General features: G+C 33.1%; 16 protein-coding genes. 10 read left to right on the forward strand and 6 right to left on the reverse strand.

All coding sequences use genetic code 11. The annotated features are described in order from the left end of the window. The first annotated feature begins 154 nt into the window (after positions 1–154). Together ATO12_RS03905 and ATO12_RS03910 are read left to right on the forward strand one after the other, a co-directional pair. Positions 155–610, forward strand: coding sequence for an Lrp/AsnC family transcriptional regulator (locus ATO12_RS03905; RefSeq protein WP_034238836.1), 456 nt, complete (start codon positions 155–157; stop codon positions 608–610). Between the two features lie 80 nt (positions 611–690). Further along, complete coding sequence (locus ATO12_RS03910) at positions 691–1,419, forward strand: SDR family oxidoreductase (RefSeq protein WP_034238837.1); 729 nt, start codon at positions 691–693, stop codon at positions 1,417–1,419. 1 nt (position 1,420) lies between these two features. Here the strand turns inward: ATO12_RS03910 and holA are convergent, their stop codons facing one another. Further along, entirely contained in the window at positions 1,421–2,425 is a 1,005-nt protein-coding gene (gene holA, locus ATO12_RS03915) for a DNA polymerase III subunit delta (protein WP_034238838.1), read from the reverse strand. 26 nt (positions 2,426–2,451) lie between these two features. On the opposite strand from holA, the gene ATO12_RS03920 reads away from it, so the two are divergent. From ATO12_RS03920 to ATO12_RS03930, 3 genes are all read left to right on the forward strand, one after another. After that, complete coding sequence (locus ATO12_RS03920; RefSeq protein WP_034238839.1) at positions 2,452–2,895, forward strand: type I restriction enzyme HsdR N-terminal domain-containing protein; 444 nt, start codon at positions 2,452–2,454, stop codon at positions 2,893–2,895. Between the two features lie 150 nt (positions 2,896–3,045). Beyond that, the gene (locus tag ATO12_RS03925) at positions 3,046–4,038 is read left to right on the forward strand and encodes a glycosyltransferase family 2 protein (RefSeq protein WP_034238841.1); all 993 of its coding nucleotides are present in this window, start codon (positions 3,046–3,048) and stop codon (positions 4,036–4,038) included. Positions 4,039–4,138: 100 nt separating this feature from the next. Then, on the forward strand, positions 4,139–4,999 hold the full coding sequence (locus ATO12_RS03930; protein WP_034238844.1) for an OmpA/MotB family protein: 861 nt from the start codon (positions 4,139–4,141) through the stop codon (positions 4,997–4,999). An 84-nt stretch (positions 5,000–5,083) separates the two neighbouring features. On the opposite strand, the gene ATO12_RS03935 is transcribed toward ATO12_RS03930, so the two are convergent. From ATO12_RS03935 to ATO12_RS03945, 3 genes are all read right to left on the reverse strand, one after another. Further along, positions 5,084–6,235 carry an NAD(P)/FAD-dependent oxidoreductase gene (locus ATO12_RS03935; RefSeq protein ID WP_034238847.1) on the reverse strand — a complete coding sequence of 384 codons (1,152 nt, stop codon included), beginning with the start codon at positions 6,233–6,235 and terminating at the stop codon, positions 5,084–5,086. Beyond that, complete coding sequence (locus ATO12_RS03940) at positions 6,235–8,337, reverse strand: LodA/GoxA family CTQ-dependent oxidase (RefSeq protein ID WP_131248767.1); 2,103 nt, start codon at positions 8,335–8,337, stop codon at positions 6,235–6,237. Before ATO12_RS03940 ends, ATO12_RS03935 begins: the two co-directional genes overlap by 1 nt. 151 nt (positions 8,338–8,488) lie before the next feature. Beyond that, positions 8,489–9,355 (reverse strand): AraC family transcriptional regulator, encoded by an 867-nt coding sequence (locus ATO12_RS03945; protein WP_034238852.1) that lies wholly within the window; start codon positions 9,353–9,355, stop codon positions 8,489–8,491. An 84-nt stretch (positions 9,356–9,439) separates the two neighbouring features. Between ATO12_RS03945 and ATO12_RS03950 the strand changes: the two genes are divergently transcribed. Beyond that, complete coding sequence (locus ATO12_RS03950) at positions 9,440–10,162, forward strand: phytanoyl-CoA dioxygenase family protein (protein WP_081801957.1); 723 nt, start codon at positions 9,440–9,442, stop codon at positions 10,160–10,162. A gap of 17 nt (positions 10,163–10,179) precedes the next feature. On the opposite strand, the gene ATO12_RS03955 is transcribed toward ATO12_RS03950, so the two are convergent. Beyond that, positions 10,180–10,800: an L-threonylcarbamoyladenylate synthase gene (locus ATO12_RS03955; RefSeq protein ID WP_034238855.1), complete on the reverse strand. Its 621-nt coding sequence runs from the start codon at positions 10,798–10,800 to the stop codon at positions 10,180–10,182. Positions 10,801–10,875: 75 nt separating this feature from the next. Further along, positions 10,876–13,206, reverse strand: a complete 2,331-nt coding sequence (locus ATO12_RS03960; RefSeq protein ID WP_034239327.1) for an ATP-dependent helicase — start codon at positions 13,204–13,206, stop codon at positions 10,876–10,878. A gap of 429 nt (positions 13,207–13,635) precedes the next feature. Here ATO12_RS03960 and ATO12_RS03965 point away from each other — a divergent pair, with 429 nt between their 5' ends. The 4 genes from ATO12_RS03965 (at position 13,636) to ATO12_RS03980 (ending at position 18,633) form a co-directional block, all read left to right on the forward strand. Continuing rightward, on the forward strand, positions 13,636–13,923 hold the full coding sequence (locus ATO12_RS03965) for a hypothetical protein (RefSeq protein WP_051473707.1): 288 nt from the start codon (positions 13,636–13,638) through the stop codon (positions 13,921–13,923). A gap of 266 nt (positions 13,924–14,189) precedes the next feature. Then, the gene (locus ATO12_RS03970; RefSeq protein WP_034238856.1) at positions 14,190–16,565 is read left to right on the forward strand and encodes a PKD domain-containing protein; all 2,376 of its coding nucleotides are present in this window, start codon (positions 14,190–14,192) and stop codon (positions 16,563–16,565) included. Positions 16,566–16,700: 135 nt separating this feature from the next. After that, on the forward strand, positions 16,701–17,240 hold the full coding sequence (locus tag ATO12_RS03975) for a DsrE family protein (RefSeq protein WP_034238857.1): 540 nt from the start codon (positions 16,701–16,703) through the stop codon (positions 17,238–17,240). Positions 17,241–17,340: 100 nt separating this feature from the next. After that, entirely contained in the window at positions 17,341–18,633 is a 1,293-nt protein-coding gene (locus ATO12_RS03980; protein ID WP_034238859.1) for an amidohydrolase, read from the forward strand. The last annotated feature ends 5 nt before the right edge of the window (positions 18,634–18,638 follow it).

Below are 18,638 nucleotides of genomic sequence, written 5' to 3' on the forward strand. Positions count from 1 at the left end.
ATCCTAAATACTTTTTTCAATCCCTAAAACTACTTCTAAAAGAATTAAAAACCTTATTATTATTAATTTTAAGAAAAAATAATTTTCATTTTTAATTTCAATAGAATTTTATTCTATATTTGGTATATTATCGGACTTTATATAGAAAATTATTATGGATAAAATAGATCGGTCAATATTATTGTTATTACAAAAAGATGGTAAAATTACGATTAAAGAAATCGCAGAAAGATTAAACCTAACTACCACTCCGATTTTTGAGCGTGTAAAAAAATTAGAACGTGAAGGCTACATAAAATCATATAAAGCAATTTTAGATCGTAAAAAAACGGGATTACAATTGATGGTGTTTTGTAATGTTACCTTAAATCTTCATCAAACCGATTATTTAAAAAAATTTGAAAAAGACATCCAACAATTCCCCGAAGTTGTAGAGTGCTATCATGTAGCGGGTATGTTTGACTACTTAATTAAAATCTATGCAGAGGATATGGAGCGGTATCAGGATTTTTTATCGAATAAACTAGCTTCTCTAGAAAATATTTCTAAAGTACAAAGTTCTTTTGTGATGACCGAAGTAAAAGATTTCTCATATCTCCCAATTCCATAGAAAAATATAATCAGGCTTAACAAAAGATTTAGAATACATACTGTATTTTTGATATTCAACTAAAGAAAATTGCACAGATTATGAATATTAAAAATGCCAAAGTATTAATTACAGGTGGTAATTCGGGAATAGGAAAAGCCACTGCTAAGCTTTTAAAAGAAAAAGGAGCACAAGTAATCATTTCTGGAAGAAACGAAACCACATTACAGGAAACTGCAAAAGCACTAAACATAGAGTATATAAAGGCAGACGTAACCGAAGAAAATCAAGTTCGGAATATGGTGCAACAAGCCAAAAATAAAATGAATGGACTTAATGTATTGGTTAATAACGCTGGTTATGGATATATTTCAAAGCTTATTGATATCGAAGTTGATAAATTTATCGATCAATTTAAAACTAATATTCTAGGTGCTACACTATGCGCCAAAGAGTCGGCAAAGCATTTTGTTTCACAAGAATATGGAAATATTATTAATATAGGGTCTACTTCTTCACTAAAGGGCTCTCCAACAGCCTCGCCATATGTTGCTACCAAATTTGCTTTACGAGGTATGACCGAAAGTTGGAGAAACGAGTTACGCCCTCATAACATTAGAGTTATGCAGGTAAACCCAAGTGAGGTAATGACTGGTTTTGCAGATAATAGAGTAGATCATAATTCTAAAACAAAACAATACACCGAAGCAGAACAGCAAACTAAACTTAGAGGAGAAGAAATTGCCCATACTATTAGTAGTCTTTTAGAAATGGACGATCGAGGATTTATTACCGAAGCTACCGTTTTTGCTACAAATCCTAAGGTGTAAGTTATCCCATTATTTTTACCAGAAGTTCTTTAAGAATATCACCTTGTGGAAGGTTTGTTGCTCCTACACCTTTACTTTTTACATCGGCATCTCTTAGATAAGCAATAATCCCACTTACTTTTTTCATAGGGTAATTATGAGCCGCTTCTGAGTAATCTTTTACAAAGTATGGATTGATTTTTAAAGCACTGGCAACATTACGCTGTGATTTATCGGTTAAGCCGTGATATTGTAATACCTGAGAAAAAAAGCTATACAGTAAAGAAATTGTAACCACTAATGGGTTGTCTTTTGGGTTTTGTGCAAAATAATTTATGATAAGATGTGCTTTAACTCCATTTCTGGTTCCTATCGCCTTTCGAAGTTCAAAATTGTTAAACTCTTTACTAATCCCAATATTCTCTTCAATTTGATCGGCGGTAATCTGAGTTCCTGAAGGAATAATTAATTTTAGTTTTTCTAACTCATTATTTATTTTACTAAGATCGGTTCCCAAAAACTCTACCAGCATTTGGGATGCTTTGGGTTCAATAGTATATTTAGCCCCACCAAGAACTCTTCTTATCCAATCAGAAACCTGATTTTCGTACAGTTTTTTACTTTCAAAAATAACCCCATTCTTCGCAACTACCTTATAGAGTTTCTTTCTCTTATCTATCTTTTTATATTTATAGCATATTACCAAAACAGTAGAAGGCTGTGGGTTTTCTACGTAATCTGCCAATTTTTCAATCGTTCTGGATAATTCCTGGGCTTCTTTAACAATGACTACTTGTCTTTCTGCCATCATCGGAAAACGCTTTGCATTGGCCACAATATCTTCTATACTTATATCACGACCATACAACACCATTTGGTTAAACCCTTTTTCTTCTTCGGCAAGTACATTCTTATCAATAAATTGAGAAATCCTATCTATATAATATGGTTCTTCTCCCATAAGAAAATAGACTGGTTTAATGTTTCCGTTTTTTATATCACTTACGATTTGTTTTACTTCATCCATTCAGAAAAAATCATCAAATTTGTGTTATGCAAAAGCTTAACTTTCCAGGGTATCAGTTCAGGTTCAAAAATAGCGAAAATAAAGTTTCTATTTTTGACAGAATTCGTAAAAAATTCATCATCCTTACTCCAGAAGAATGGGTACGGCAACATACCATTCATTATCTTATTGAAGAAAAAAAATACCCCGAAAGCTTAATTAATGTAGAAAAACTAATACAACTCAATGGACTTAATAAACGTTATGACATTATCATATTTAATCCAGATGGCAGTATTTTTCTTATCGTAGAGTGCAAATCTGCTCGTATAAAAATCACACAAAAAGTATTTGATCAAATTGCGAGATACAATCTTGCCTTAGACTCAGAGTATTTAATGATCACTAATGGTTTAGAGCATTATTATTGTCAAATGAATTATACCGATCAACAGTATACTTTTCTAAAAAATATACCAGATTACAAATAACGGTATGCTTCGTTACTCATAATAATACAGTTGCTTAACTCAAAAAATTAATATTCCAAATATGTAACCAGATATGGTATTAATTCAACAAGGAATACTTTATTCTTTTTTATTTGAATTTATCTCAATTATTCCTTTTACTTTGCAGACGTGAATATCGCAGTCGTCATATTAAATTGGAATGGAAAATCATTATTAGAACAATTTTTACCTTCGGTGATCAAAAATTCTAAAGAAGCTACTATTTATCTTGCTGATAATGCTTCTACAGATGATTCTGTTGCTTTTGTAACCACCATTTTTCCCGAAGTTAAAATTATTCAAAACAAAGTCAATGGCGGCTATGCTAAAGGATATAATGATGCTTTATCAAAAATTGAAGCTGACGTTTTTTGTCTTTTAAATAGTGATGTTGAAGTTACCAAAGATTGGTTGGTTCCCATTCGTGAAACGTTTAAATCCCGTACAAAAGTTGCAGCTATACAACCCAAAATCCTTGATTATAAAAAGAAGACTCATTTTGAGTATGCAGGAGCTGCAGGTGGGTATATCGATAAGCTGGGATACCCATATTGTAGAGGACGAATATTTGATACTCTCGAAGAAGATAATGGGCAATATGATGATACTACTACTATATTTTGGGCGAGTGGAGCATGCATGTTTATAAGAAAACAGGTATTTGAAGAGGTTGGAAAACTAGATGAAGATTTTTTTGCTCATCAAGAAGAGATCGATCTTTGCTGGCGTGTACATAGCAATGGCTATACCATACTTTATGAAGGTTCGTCGACAATTTATCATCTAGGAGGAGCAACTTTGGATGCGATGAATCCCAGAAAAACATTTCTAAATTTTAGAAACAGCCTATATCTTCTGATTAAAAATGTACCAGGAAATACCGTTTGGTTTTTGATTTTTATACGAATGATTCTAGATGGGCTTGCTGCAATTAGGTTTATTACACAAGGAAAATTTTCTCATTTTGCAGCTATTTTCAAAGCACATATTAGTTTCTATATTAATTTTAACACTTTTAATAAAAAACGCAAAAAACTTTCAAAAACGGGGAAATATTATTCTCTTTTTTCCGTTGTATGGCAGTATTTTATTTTAAAACGTAAACATTTTGATCAATTATAAGGAGATATAATAAATTATTGTTAATGTGACCTAGCATTACGTCACATTTTTAATAATTTTGAGTTATATAACCAGAATAAGACTAAAAACAAATTTTCTAATGAAAAAAGCAATGATTATTGGGGCCTCTCTAGCAATTCTACTATCTTCCTGTGTTTCACAGAAGAAGTTTTCAGAATTAGAAGCCAAACAAAAAGAAACTGAAGATTTACTAAACTCCGCAACGGTTAAATTAAATAGCTGCCTTGAAGAAAAAGCAAGTTCAACTTCGCAACTTAAGGTTCTTCAAGATCAAGTATCTAATCTTAAAAATCAAAACTCTGCTCTATTAAACAATGTAGGTAACTTGGCCACGCTCTCTACTAAAGAAGCAGAAAACCTAGAAAAATCTCTAGAAAGTATTAAAGAAAAAGATTTACAAATTAAAACTATGCAGGATGCTATTACCAAAAAGGATTCTGTAACCCTAGCACTTGTAACAAGTCTTAAGGGAGCTTTAGGAAATCTTGCTGATGAAGATATCGAGATTAATGTAGAAAAAGGAGTAGTTTATGTTTCTATTTCTGATAAGTTACTTTTCAAGAGTGGTAGCTATAATGTTTCTGCAAGAGCTCGTGAAGTATTAGGTAAAGTAGCAAAAGTTGTTAATGATAAGCCAGACATCGAATTCTTAGTAGAAGGTCATACAGATAATGTGCCTATCAAAAACAAAGTATTATTGGATAACTGGGATTTAAGTGTAAAACGTGCTACTTCTGTAGTAAGAGTATTACAAAATGACTTTAAAGTTGATCCAAAACGTATGACTGCTGCAGGAAGAAGTTATTATGTACCGGTAACCGATAATAGTTCTGCTGCAAATAAAGCAAAAAACAGACGTACAAGAATCGTAGTATTACCAAAACTTGATCAGTTTTATAATATGATTGAAGATGGTATGAAAAAAGCTTCAGGAAAATAAAAAATATTTTCTATACATAATACTAAAAAGGGAGATCATTTTGATCTCCCTTTTTATATTTCATTAGATACTTACTTTCTTTCATTAATCCAAAATAATACCTGTACCACTCTGTCTCGGAAAATTATGAGTTTTGTTCTCCCCCCTCTCTTCTCCTTGTTGAAAAAATTTCTTCCAAAAAGAAGATTCTTTCCACCTGGATTCTGCTTTGTACAATTCATTTTTCACCAAATAATAACTATCAAAAACAGAAAATAATGTTTTAGAATATGTTACAAACCCTCTTCTATCGCCCGTTAAAACATAAAATTCTATAGCATTTGAAGCTTCTCTCACTGTATAAATCGCATTAGCTATGCCATGAGAAGAAAGAGGATCAAAAGATAAAGCAGCATCTCCTACCGCCATCCAATTTTCTCCCGATAAATAATTGGCTATAGATGAATTTGCATCTGATCCTATAATTTTCACTTCAGATTGTTCTACCAGAAAATCTTTTAACAAAGTTGTTTTAGATAAAACCGATTGCCAATTAGAATACTCTCGTAGTTTTAGTTGAACCAGGTTTTCTCTGTTTGTAAAAATCGACAACACATTGGTTTTTTCATCTAAACCAGAAACAATCCCCCAACCGTCTTCAAAAGATTCTACAAATACATCATATGTTAATTTTGGATGTTCTACTTTTGGTAAGTGACAACTAAAAGAGATAAGGTTATCATATAATCGAATAGGAATGTTTAATTTCTTAAGAATAGCACGATTTCTACCTGTAGCGTCAATAATCATTTTTGCGGTAATGGTTTGTTTTTGATGATTATTTTCTACTTCTACACGAACTTCTTCTTTAGAAATTACCATATTCAGTATTTTTTCATAACACATCACATTCTCATCACATAGTTGCTCGAGATCATCTAATACAGCTCTCTTATCAATCTTTAAACCATTTTTATATGACAATTGAGAGAAAAAATTATTATTTACTATCCTTGTATTTCCCCACATCGAATGATAGCCGTATGTTTTCCTGATTGCATTTTTTTCAAATATCTTTAAGAGATCAAGAGAATGTAATAAAGGCATTGAAGAAGGGGGTAATGTTTCTGCCAAAGCAAAGTGTTTCTTCTTGCTTTTACGATCCAAAACCAGGTGCTGTATTCCTTTTTTCTTCAAAAGAAGCGACAACACTAATCCTGCAATACCTTTACCTACAATAATAACATCTGTATTCATTATTTTTTATCAGCTTCTTTTCCGCTATAAGAAACATATACCGTTTTGGGCAATCCTTCTATATCTATATCTAATTTTCTACCAGTGACTATTCCTATTTTGTCCCATTGATATACCATATTAATGAGTCCATTAAGATATCCGCCTTCTGCATGATATCCTATAAATCCTGTATCTGCCGTGTGCAACCAGGCCAGGCGATTTGCATAAATATTACGTTTGGTATCCTCCAAAATATTAGGATCGAGAAGCTTTTGGTAACTCTCCTGAGGAAACACATGTACAGGTAAATTAGCTGCCCACCATGACGGAATAGGATATTGTTTCTCTACAAAAACTGCCTGACAACTACCTGCATCAGATTGCCACGGAATCCCCATCCACTTGGTAAGATCACCGGGTGTAAGTTTCCACAACCAATTTTTCTCACTTTTGGGATTCATAGATTCACGAATATCTTCAGAATTCATCTGAAACCCAAAATCATTATAAAATATATCGTTTTGTTCTTTACTAGTAGCAGCATTAAGACGAACTTCTCTTAATCCATAAAACCCATATTTAAAAGCTCCTTCGGTGATCCATTGATAGGTCATACTATTCTCTGCATAAATAAGATTATGCCGCATAGGCCAGGTTAACTCTACTCCTGGATGAAACCCACCACCATATAAGGTTTCTAATACAGCCCTGGTCATTAATAAAGGTTTTTTAGATTCATCTTTGGTAGCTTCTAAAAATTGATTTTGATAAAATGAACCCATCTCATCTATGGTCTGAAAATCAAAATCAGGAGGCGTTTCAAATTTACCATCTTTCCAGTTTTCAAGTTGTTCATAGAGCATTGGCGGAATAGCAAACCACTGAGCTGGACTTCCTGGATAATCAATTGCATCTCCTGGATAATAAGGAAGTTTTAATTCATCGGTTCCGCTACCTCTATTTACAACATCAGTTTTATCTTTGCTTGGTATAATAGGCTCATTATTATAATGATATGAAGGATCTCTAAAGAGATCGAATATTTGTTTTCTTACAGCATCCGCTTCTTTTTTCGGTTCTTTTTTATAGAGATATTTAAATTTTCCATCTGCCATAAGTTTATCGATTGTCTCTTTAAATGATGGAGAAAGGAAATCTCCCAGGTTAACCCATTGCATCCTGTAAAGACGATAAAATATCGGAAATACCAAGCTCAATTCGGGAGTGTAGCTCTCATTAGCTGCTCCGGCAATTAAATCAAACATCGTAGATATCGGCTGAATCTGTGGTGCATAATCTGGCGGTGCAGTAGCTATCCAGGCAGAAGATAGTGCATCATCCAAATGATATGTGTCCCCATTTTTCTTAGAAACAATAGATGCGGTAACCCTTCCATCACATATATCATCATACCAATTAGAGTTATCTGCAAAATCATTATTAAGGTCTGATGGATTTAGAGATGCCGAAATACCATCTGCTCCATAAAAAATTAATGTCCCTGCATCATATTCGATAGTACCAAGATCAACAGACTTAGAAGAAGTATTCATACTAGCCGCTAATTTACTAATCCCACCATTATCCGACGGAAATTTTCCGCGAATTACCTCACGTTGATCCGTAGCATTAACTTTTGTCTTTCCTGGGTGATTCACCAGTTCTTTACGATAATCATATCCTCCTTCTACTCTCATGGACTGGTTTAAGACATTAGGATTTCTTCGTTTTGCTCCGATACCTGGTGCCAACTTGTTTTTTACAAAATTTGGAGATAAATTTTGATTTTCGGATAATACAGAGAGATCCAAACTATTATTAAAATCATACCAAAATGGCTTCTTATTAGCTACTTCTACCGTCCATTCAATATCATAATCACCAGCATCTATTTGCTTAACAGGTACTCCATTATCATCACATTCATAAATATAAAATCGCTGAGCTTGTTTTTTTAAAGCTCCTTCCTCGGTAAGATAGTGTTGGTCTGTATCAAACAAATTAGCCCAGGGAATCTCTGGACTAAAAATAACCTGATCTTTTGTGGCGGGACCGTTTCCTAATCGCGCAATACCTATAGAAGGATAAATTCTGAATTTAGGTAGTTTCCTGGTACTCATTTTATTGGTTTTAAGTTTTCTTAAAGTTAATAAAAATCCTATGGCATTATACACGTATTTATACGTGGTTTTATGTCAAAATTAGATACAATTTATATCATATTAGTAAGTATAGATTAGTCATATGAAGAGGTGTTATTAAACTTAAAAATTATCTAGTATTACTTTGTATAGAAATATAGGTTTTTGGAGTATACCCTGTAAACTTTTTGAAAGTGGTTGAAAAATATTGAGATGAACTAAACCCTAAGTCAAAAGCGACCGTAGTAATACTATCTTTCTTCAATAAATCGATTTTTGACTGCTCAATTTTTAATCTATTTATATACTCTTTGGGAGGAATACCTTTGATGTTTTTGAACCAGAATTTAAAATAACCGACAGAAACGTTACAAATATTTGCTAGTTCATCAACATAGATAATACGATGTAAATTATTCAAAATATAAGTATCGATATCATTTAATCTTTTTAAAGGAAGGCTACCTTGTTTTCTTTTTGAAAGGGTCAACACTTCTAATATGGTCTGAACAATGAGTTGGTTTATAGTTATTTCGGATAGAATATTACTGCTTGTTTTTAGCTCATTTAAAAGTTTTTCGAGCATAAATTTAATCTGAAATGCTCCTTTAAAAATTCGCTCTGAAATATTTTCTAACACTTGCAGAAGATATTTTGAATGCTCTTCTGATAAATTACATAATCTATCCTGTTTATCAGAACAACTAATTTGTAACCAGAATAGTTCTCCTTTATCCTCGGGATATTCTCCAGTACCATGTTCTTTATTAGGAGGAATGATAAGAATGTCATTGCCACGCAATTGAAATAATTCTTCACCAATTACATAATGTTGCTCTCCTTTAATGCAAAAACATAGTTCTATAGCATTGCGATGTTCATGTATTGGTAATTGAGGTTGTGCTTTAGAATATTTATAATATCCAAATTGCAAACAACCATTAATACCATAATCTGGTAAAAAATGTACTATACGTTCTTCTGAATTTGTATTCATTTTGTATAAAAAAGTAAGGTAGTACAAATTTAGAAGATTTATAAAGATGTTTTATTCATCTTTGGATAAAAACAATACGATAAAATGGACACTATAAAAAATGAGTTTTTAACCAAGGGATACACCAAAATAGATCAGCTTTTTGATAGTACAGAAGCCGAAAAATTATTAGAGATCTACAACAGTGTATTGAATGACAAGGAAAAAACAACGCATTTAAGAAGTGATTTAGCAGGGATCGATACTACCAACAAGGCAATTGAACGGATTACTCAAATCATGAGACCAAGTTTGGTGGTGCCTAAAATACTAGGTCATATCGCATATAAAAAGGCATTACATTATGCGAAAAAATTATTGGGAGATGATATGGAATTAGATTTTGATATGCTTATTAATAAAGCACCTCATACTAACACTCCTACCCCATGGCACCAAGATGCTGCGTATTGGATAAATTTACCTGATAAGAGAGCTGTAAGTTGCTGGATAGCTTTAGATAATGTATATGAGAGTAATGGTTGTATGTGGTTTCTACCGGTACCAGATCAACAAATATTAAAACATAACAATTTACCAAATGGAGGAGCTTTATATTGTAACGCCGATACAACTCATGCGATACCTGTTCCTTTACAAGTCGGCGGATGCACTTTTCATGATGGTTTCACGCTACATTATAGTAAAGGAAACACTACCGATAGCCAACGAAGAGCTTTAATCCTAAATTTTAGGCCAAAAGAAATGATAAAATTAGAAAGAAACCAGGGAATAGATCATACTGGGGTAAGAAAGCAACGTTCATAAAAAGTTTTTTATCTCGGCTAGATAATGTCGATACTCCCCTTACCTTCTCTAAGTAATATTGGTTCTCCGCTAGTAAGGTCAATAATTGTAGATGGTATATTATCACCATATCCACCATCGATTACCATATCCACAAGATTACCCCATTTTTCTAATATCAATTCTGGGTCTGTGGTATATTCTATTACTTCATCTTCGTCGTATATCGAAGTAGATACAATAGGGTTTCCTAATTCTTCTACGATAGTTGTGCAAATCGTATTATCAGGAACACGAATACCAACTGTTTTTCTTTTTTTAAAAACCGTAGGCAAATTATTACTCCCCGGAAGAATATAAGTATATGGCCCCGGAAGTGTTCTTTTTAACAATTTAAATGTTCTATTATCAATTTGTCTTACATAATCAGAAAGATTACTTAAATCTTTACATATGAACGAAAAGTTAGCTTTTGCCAATTTTACACCTTTGATCTGTGCAATTCGTTCCAAAGCTCTATTATTTGTAATATCACATCCTAACCCATATACTGTATCTGTAGGATAAATAACCAATCCTCCATTACGCAAACAATTAACTACTTGTTGTATTTCACGAGGATTTGGGTTTTCATTATATAATTTTATGAACTCTGCCATATAAAATGATTGTAAATAAAGATACTATAAAATACAGTATAAAAAGCTAACCCTTAACCTAAGCAATTAGCAGTATTATAACACCTTCAACTTTGCAAAACGAAGCAATAACTTTTTTATCCCTCCCTTTTCAAAGTGAATTTCGGCTTTCTTATCTTGTCCAACTCCTTCAACTTTAATAATTTTTCCTTTACCAAATCGCATATGTTCAACTGCTGTTCCTGGTATAAGATCCTGATCAAAGAGATTCGTATTAGATGATACATCAGTCGTGCCGCTAGATGTAGGTCTAAGTTTTCTTAGTTTACGTAATTGTTCTTCTGTTGGCTTATGTGCTAATGGTGGTGATCCAGAAACCGGTTTTTTAAGTCGTAATTTACTCTTATCGACTTCTCCAAAAATATCAGAATCAATTAATGGTTTATATCGATAACTTTCTATTGGTGTAATATATTCTAAAAATTTCTCATCTATTTCTTCAATAAACCGGCTAGGTTCGGCATCTACCAGTTTACCCCATCGATAACGAGATTGTGTATAGGTAAGGTACGCTTGTTTTTCTGCTCGTGTTAATGCTACATAAAACAGGCGTCGTTCTTCCTCGAGTTCACTTCGGGTATTCATACTCATTCCTGACGGAAAAAGATCTTCTTCCATTCCTACGATATACACATATGGAAATTCTAGACCTTTTGCCAGGTGAATGGTCATTAACGCAACTCTATCATCATCTCCCGTATCCTGATCCAGATCTGTAGCCAAAGCAACATCTTCCAAAAATTCTGCTAATGATCCTCTTACATCTGCTACTTCCTTCTGTCCTTCTACAAAATCACGTATACCATTAAGCAATTCTTCTATATTTTCGATCCTTGCAATACCTTCTGGAGTACCATCTTTTTTAAGTTCTTGCAGCAATCCTGTTTTTTTAGCCACCATTTCGGCTAACACGAATGCATCGGAAGTCTCATTAGTGATTTGAAAACTTTTAATCATGTTAATAAAGTTTTCTAATCGCGTTTTGGTGCCACTATTAATCTTTAGATTAATACGATCCAGATTTTCGATAACTTCAAAAATAGAACGATCGTAGTGATTTGCTGCAACTATTAATTTATCTACGGTTGTTGCACCAATTCCTCTGGCCGGATAATTAATTACTCGCTTTAAAGCCTCCTCATCCTTAGGATTAATCACTAATCGCAAATATGCCAATACATCTTTAATTTCCTTTCTCTGATAAAAAGAAAGCCCCCCGTAGATTCTATATTTTATATCTCGTTTGCGTAACGCATCTTCAATAGCTCTGGATTGCGCATTGGTTCTGTATAATACTGCAAATTGCCCGTTACCTAATTGATGTTGCATTTGGTTTTCAAAAATCGAACTCGCAACGTATCGACCTTCATCTCCATCAGTTAATAATCGATTTACAATTATCTTAGGCCCGTCGTCATTAGCAGTCCAAACTACTTTATCCAGTTTGGTTTTGTTTTTATCTATAATAGAGTTTGCTGCTTCTACAATATTTTTAGTAGATCTATAATTTTGTTCTAATCGATATTGCTGTACATTATCATAATCTCTTTGGAAATTAAGAATATTATTAATGTTCGCTCCGCGGAAAGCATAAATACTCTGCGCATCATCTCCTACCACGCAAATATTCTGAAACTTATCTGATAATGCTCTTACGATAAGATATTGAGAATGATTTGTATCCTGATACTCGTCTACCAGGATATATCTAAATCTATTTTGGTATTTAGCAAGTACATCCGGAAAGCGGTTTAATAATTCATTCGTTTTTAATAAAAGATCATCAAAATCCATCGCGCCAGCCTTAAAACAACGATCTACATAATGTTGATAAATCTCCCCCATTCTAGGGCGTTTTGCCATAGCATCGGCTTCTACCAGTTCTGCATTCTGAAAATATGCTTTTACAGTAATTAAACTGTTTTTATATGAAGAAATACGGGAGTATACCTGCTTATATTTGTAGATATCCTTATCGAGTCCCATTTCTTTGATTATAGAAGCTATTAATCGTTGAGAATCCTGAGTATCATAAATTGTAAAATTAGACGGGTAGCCTAATTTATCAGCTTCGAACCTTAATATTTTTGCAAATATTGAGTGAAACGTACCCATCCAAAGGTTTTTAGCCTCGCTTGAACCAACAATATCTGCGATTCGCTTTTTCATTTCGCGGGCTGCTTTGTTGGTAAATGTTAAGGATAGTATATTAAAAGAATCTACACCCTTATGCATTAAATAAGCAATACGATATGTAAGTACTCTTGTTTTACCCGAGCCAGCACCCGCAATAACAATCATCGGCCCATCTACCTGAAGTACAGGCGCTCGTTGTGCATCATTTAATTCTGCTAAATATTCTTCCAAAGTAACATTATATTTAAAGGCGAAATTTAAGGAAAGAACTACGGTTATGGAAACGTACTTTGCATTTTTTGTAAACAAATCACAGTCAATAACTTTTAGCGAACACCAATATCTTTTCAACATTGATCAATTATTACCTATATCACTAAAAATCAATTGGTAAATAAGAAATAAATTTCATCAAACACCTTATAATTAACAGCAGTATATAATGCAATAGCTATTATCTATTAGAAATAAAACATAAACAAAATTAGCATCTATCAAATAAAAATTATCAACAGTGATAATTCTTACAAGTTAATATCTTTTTAATAAAAAATATAGATTAAATGCATTTTTTTAGGATAAAATGTACTATATTTAGCAGAAAAGAAAAGTAAACACTAGTTTTTTATTAAAATAAAAATTCAACCAAACTCAGCACTTATGGCCCCAAACATGAATGTACAAATGGTACAAAAAGAGCAGATTAAATTTTTAAAATTCCCCAAAGAAGATGTTTTAAATAAAAGAAAAGATCAAATTGATCGATTCTTAGAATTACAAAGAGCCCTCTCTTTAGGAAATCTAGAGCATCATAAAGTAAGAATTGTCTTTGTAGATGATAAAGGTTTAAAAAGAGTAGAAACTACTATATGGGGAATAACCGATAAAGAAGTTATTCTAAAACAGTCTACAATCATTCCGTTAGAAAGAATCATAAGCATTTCATAATTATGTATTATGTCTAGACGCTACTATTTCTAAATCTAGAATATATAGTTAATTTTTAGCATTCTAAATTTAGATTCCAAAAATGGTATATACGTATTTCGAACATAAAAATACGTATATGCTGTTTTTATTTTACTTACAATGTATGCTATAGTTTACAATATTTATATTTTTGATCTATATTACCCTCTATTATACTAAAACTAAGAATATTTAGTTGTAGTAGAAATTGCAGTCGAAATAATTACTTAATAATCAAACTCAACATGAAAAGAAAATCAGTACAGTATTTTCTTCTTATTATCATGATAATAGGAGGATATAATACTTACGGTCAATCTGATAAATCATACCTCATATCAGATAATCAACAAAATTTTATAAACGATCTGATTAACCCCAAAAAAAGTAAGCCTTCAGTAATTAAAATTGCTAATAACCAGTCTTTTTCTTTTAAACTTAATGTACAAAATCAAACTGATCAGGATCTTACCTTAATAGGTACGGTTAATAATCATTCATTATCTTCATTTTCTTTTACCAAAACCAATGCTTCGTTAAAAGGAAATATCATACTTCATGATTCAAAAAAAGCATATACTTTATATTCTGAATCTAATGGTCAGGTATTTGTAAAAGAAACCGATATTAACACAATTCTTTGTGTAGATTTTGAAAAAGCAAATACAAAAGACATAGATACCGGAACCACATTTTCAAAAGCGGCACCTCAATTAGAAAGCCTTCCGGGAGCACCTGGTATTATTTATCTCGATTTTGATGGAGAATTAGTTTCTAATACAAGTTGGCTAGGGGGCGCTACAATCGATGCGCAATCTCCTAATTTCTCTGACGAAAAAATAATCAAAGTTTGGAAAATCATGGCCGAAGATTTTCGCCCATTTAATCTAAATGTTACTACCAGAAGAGACCTTTTTGATGCAGCTCCTAGAAATCGTAGAATGATGTGTATTTTTACGACCACAAAAGATGCTGCTCCAGATTCTGGAGGAGTTGCTTACCTAAACTCATTTTCGTCAAATAGCAATAACCCATGCTGGGTTTATAATTTAGGAACAAGATCTGCCGGTGAGACAGGATCTCATGAAGTTGGCCACACTTTGGGATTATCACATGACGGTAAACCGGGCACAGAATACTACTCAGGACATGGAGAATGGAGCCCAATTATGGGATGGAGCGCTAATAAAACATTAGGGCATTGGAGTAGCGGAGAATACCCTGATGCTACAAATACCCAGGATGATATCGCAATTATATCTGGTAATAGAAACGGTGTTGGTTTTCAAAATGATGACCATGGTAATACCTTCAATGAAGCTACTGCAATTAAAGTAGCTCCATCCGGAGTAGTAAGTCCTGATCAAAATTTTGGATTAATTAGTACTAGAGACGATAAAGATGTTTTCTCTTTTGCCGTAGAAACCGGAAATGTATCTCTGTCTTTTAACCCCGATCCCGATTATCCCAATCTAAACATCCAGGTAAGAATTCTTAATGAGCTTGGCCAGGAAGTAGCACTCTCTGATCCAAACGGGCTTACAGCATCAATCAATCAAAACCTTACAGAAGGAATTTATTATATTGAGATTGACGGTGTGGGTGAAGGAACATTAGCCAATGGGTATTCTGATTATTCGTCTTTGGGTAATTATTCTATCTCGGGTAATTATATACCGGGAGACAACAAACAACCACCATTATCAGATTTCGAAGCAACGACAAACTGTTCTGTAGTAGAATTTCAAAGCACTTCTACCAATAGAATAAGTTCTTATTTATGGAATTTTGGAGATGGTCAAACATCTACAGAACAAAACCCAACACATACGTATGCAATTAATGGAACCTATACTGTATCACTTACTACAACCAATGATTCTGGAAATAACACCAAAGAAAAATCTGGTTTCATCACTATAAATCTCCCTAATCTTCCGGTTGTAACAAATCAAAATGTTTGTGCCGGAGAATCTGTGACTATAACTGTATCAGGAAATAGCGAATATAAGTGGTATACTACTGCAACCGGTGGTAGCAGTATAGCATCTGGATCATCTTATGAGACTCCTGAACTCGATGCTACTCAAACCTATTATATTGAAGGAGCTATTGATAACTGTACTACAACAACAAGAGCAGAAGTAAAAGCAATTGTATCAGAAAATCCCAAAGAACCAGAAATAGCTGTAAACCAAAACCATATGCTATTTGTGCCATCTCAATTTTCTTCTTACCAATGGTACTATAAAAATGAACCTATTAATGATGCTAATCAAGCAGAATATCTACCCACAGAAGTAGGAGAACATACTATAAAAGTCTTTAATGAAGCTGGTTGTAGTATAACTTCTAAAGCATTTGAAGTTGATCAATCTCTCCTTAATTTGGGTCAGGAGAATAAAACGTTTACCTACTATCCTAACCCGGTTAATGATGATGAAATATTACATATAGATGGCATAACAATAAATGATCATTCTGTAAGAATTGTTAACATACAAGGGCAGGTATTAATTGATACTGCTCCCACTGCCGAAATGGATATATCAGAACTTGCGCATGGGTTATATATCATTTTAATTAACAACAAACCTCTTGGTAAATTTGTAAGACAGTAAAACCTATACATAAGAATTATTAAAGCATATCTTCCATAGTTTAGGGGATATGCTTTTTTTATATAAAAAATCAAAATAATATTTTAACTTTCCATTAATAGATTTTTGAATATCTTTAGATGCAAAAATTATAGCTTGAGAAACAGAATAGTATCCTATATTTTTATTTTACTTCCTTTTTTTATTTTTTCTCAACAAAAATCTAAAGAAGGTAAAATAATAACTGAATATGGTAAAACCTATACAGTTAGTGACCCGGATTTTAAAACCAAAACGCAGCATGATTTAAAAGCTGTATTTGATGTTGGAAGAACATTTAAAGACAGTTCAAAAGTAAACCCTCTTTTTAATACTGCTGCAAGATATCTTAATATGCATGCCGATGCTGGTGTACCACTCGAAAAGTTAAAGGTTGCACTAGTAATTCATGGTTCGGCAGCGAATGATATTGTAAATAATGCAAAGTATAAAGCCAAATATCATATTGATAACCCCAATGCTCCACTTATTTCTGCTTTAGCAAAAAAAGGAGTGCAATTAATTTTGTGTGGGCAGACTGCCGCGTATCGGGATATTTCTAAAGAAGATACACTTCCCGAAATACAAATTGCATTATCGGCAATGACAGCATTGGTACAACTACAAAACGAAAACTACAGACTTATTAATTTTTAAACTTAATGAAACTAATATGATCATAACCCTCATATCACAACATGATTATTTTAATCGTCTTAGGTTATCTATGGCCCTCTTTAAATACTAAAACAAGCGTATGAAAACACAACCATCATCTCTTTTATTCATTTTTTTAATGGTCTTCTGTTCCATACAGGGACAACAAATTGACCCAGACATTAATACTGCTGCAGAAAAAATAGAATCCAAAGTAATTGAATGGAGACGAGATTTCCATCAAAACCCAGAACTTTCTAATCGAGAATTTGAAACCGCAAAGAAAATTGCGAAACACTTAAAAGATCTTGGTTTAGAAGTAACCGAAAATGTTGCTAAAACAGGTGTGGTAGCTATTCTTAAAGGAGAAAAAGAAGGCAAAACTGTAGCACTAAGAGCAGATATTGATGCATTACCGGTAACCGAACGAGTCGATGTACCTTTTAAATCTGTTGTAAAAACTACTTTTCTGGACACCGAAGTTGGTGTTAGCCATGCTTGTGGTCATGATACTCATACTTCTATATTAATGGGGGTAGCAGAAGTCCTGACAAAACATAAAGATAAAATAAATGGTACGGTTAAATTTATATTTCAACCGGCAGAAGAAGGACCTCCACCAGGAGAAGAAGGTGGTGCCAAACTAATGATCAAAGAGGGAGTTTTAAAAAATCCAGATGTAGATGCAATCTTTGGTTTGCATATCAATTCGGGAACCGAAGTTGGAAAAATTCGCTATAAACCAGGAGGAACTATGGCGGCAGTAGAACGATTTGTTATCAATGTAAAAGGAAAACAAACGCATGGTTCGGCTCCCTGGACAGGAGTAGACCCTATCCTGATTTCGGCCAAAATTGTTGATGGTTTACAAACTATTATAAGTAGAGAATCTCCTCTGGTAAATGAAGCTGCAGTAATCACAGTTGGTAAAATTACTAGTGGTGTACGATTTAATATTATTCCCGAAAGTGCCGAAATGATTGGTACAGTACGAACTTTGGATCCAAAAATGAGAGCCCATATTATTCGTCGTATGAATGAAATGGTACCAGCAATTGCCAAGGCATATGGTGGTGAAGCTATTATCGAGTTTCAAAATAATACTTCTATAACATATAATGATCCCGATCTTGTAAAAAAGATGTTACCAACTATTGAAGGTATTGCTGGCAAAGAAAATGTTATCTTATCAAAGGCTACTACAGGAGGAGAAGATTTTTCATATTTTCAGGAAGTAGTACCAGGGTTTTATTTCTTTTTAGGAGGAAAAACACCTGGAACCAATAAAGCAGCCTCTCATCATACACCAGATTTTTTTATAGATGAAAGCGGGTTATTATTAGGAGTTAAAGTAATGTCACAATTAACTATTGATTATCTTAATGCACAATAGATAGA

Source organism: Aquimarina atlantica, assembly GCF_000626715.1.
GTDB lineage: Bacteria > Bacteroidota > Bacteroidia > Flavobacteriales > Flavobacteriaceae > Aquimarina > Aquimarina atlantica.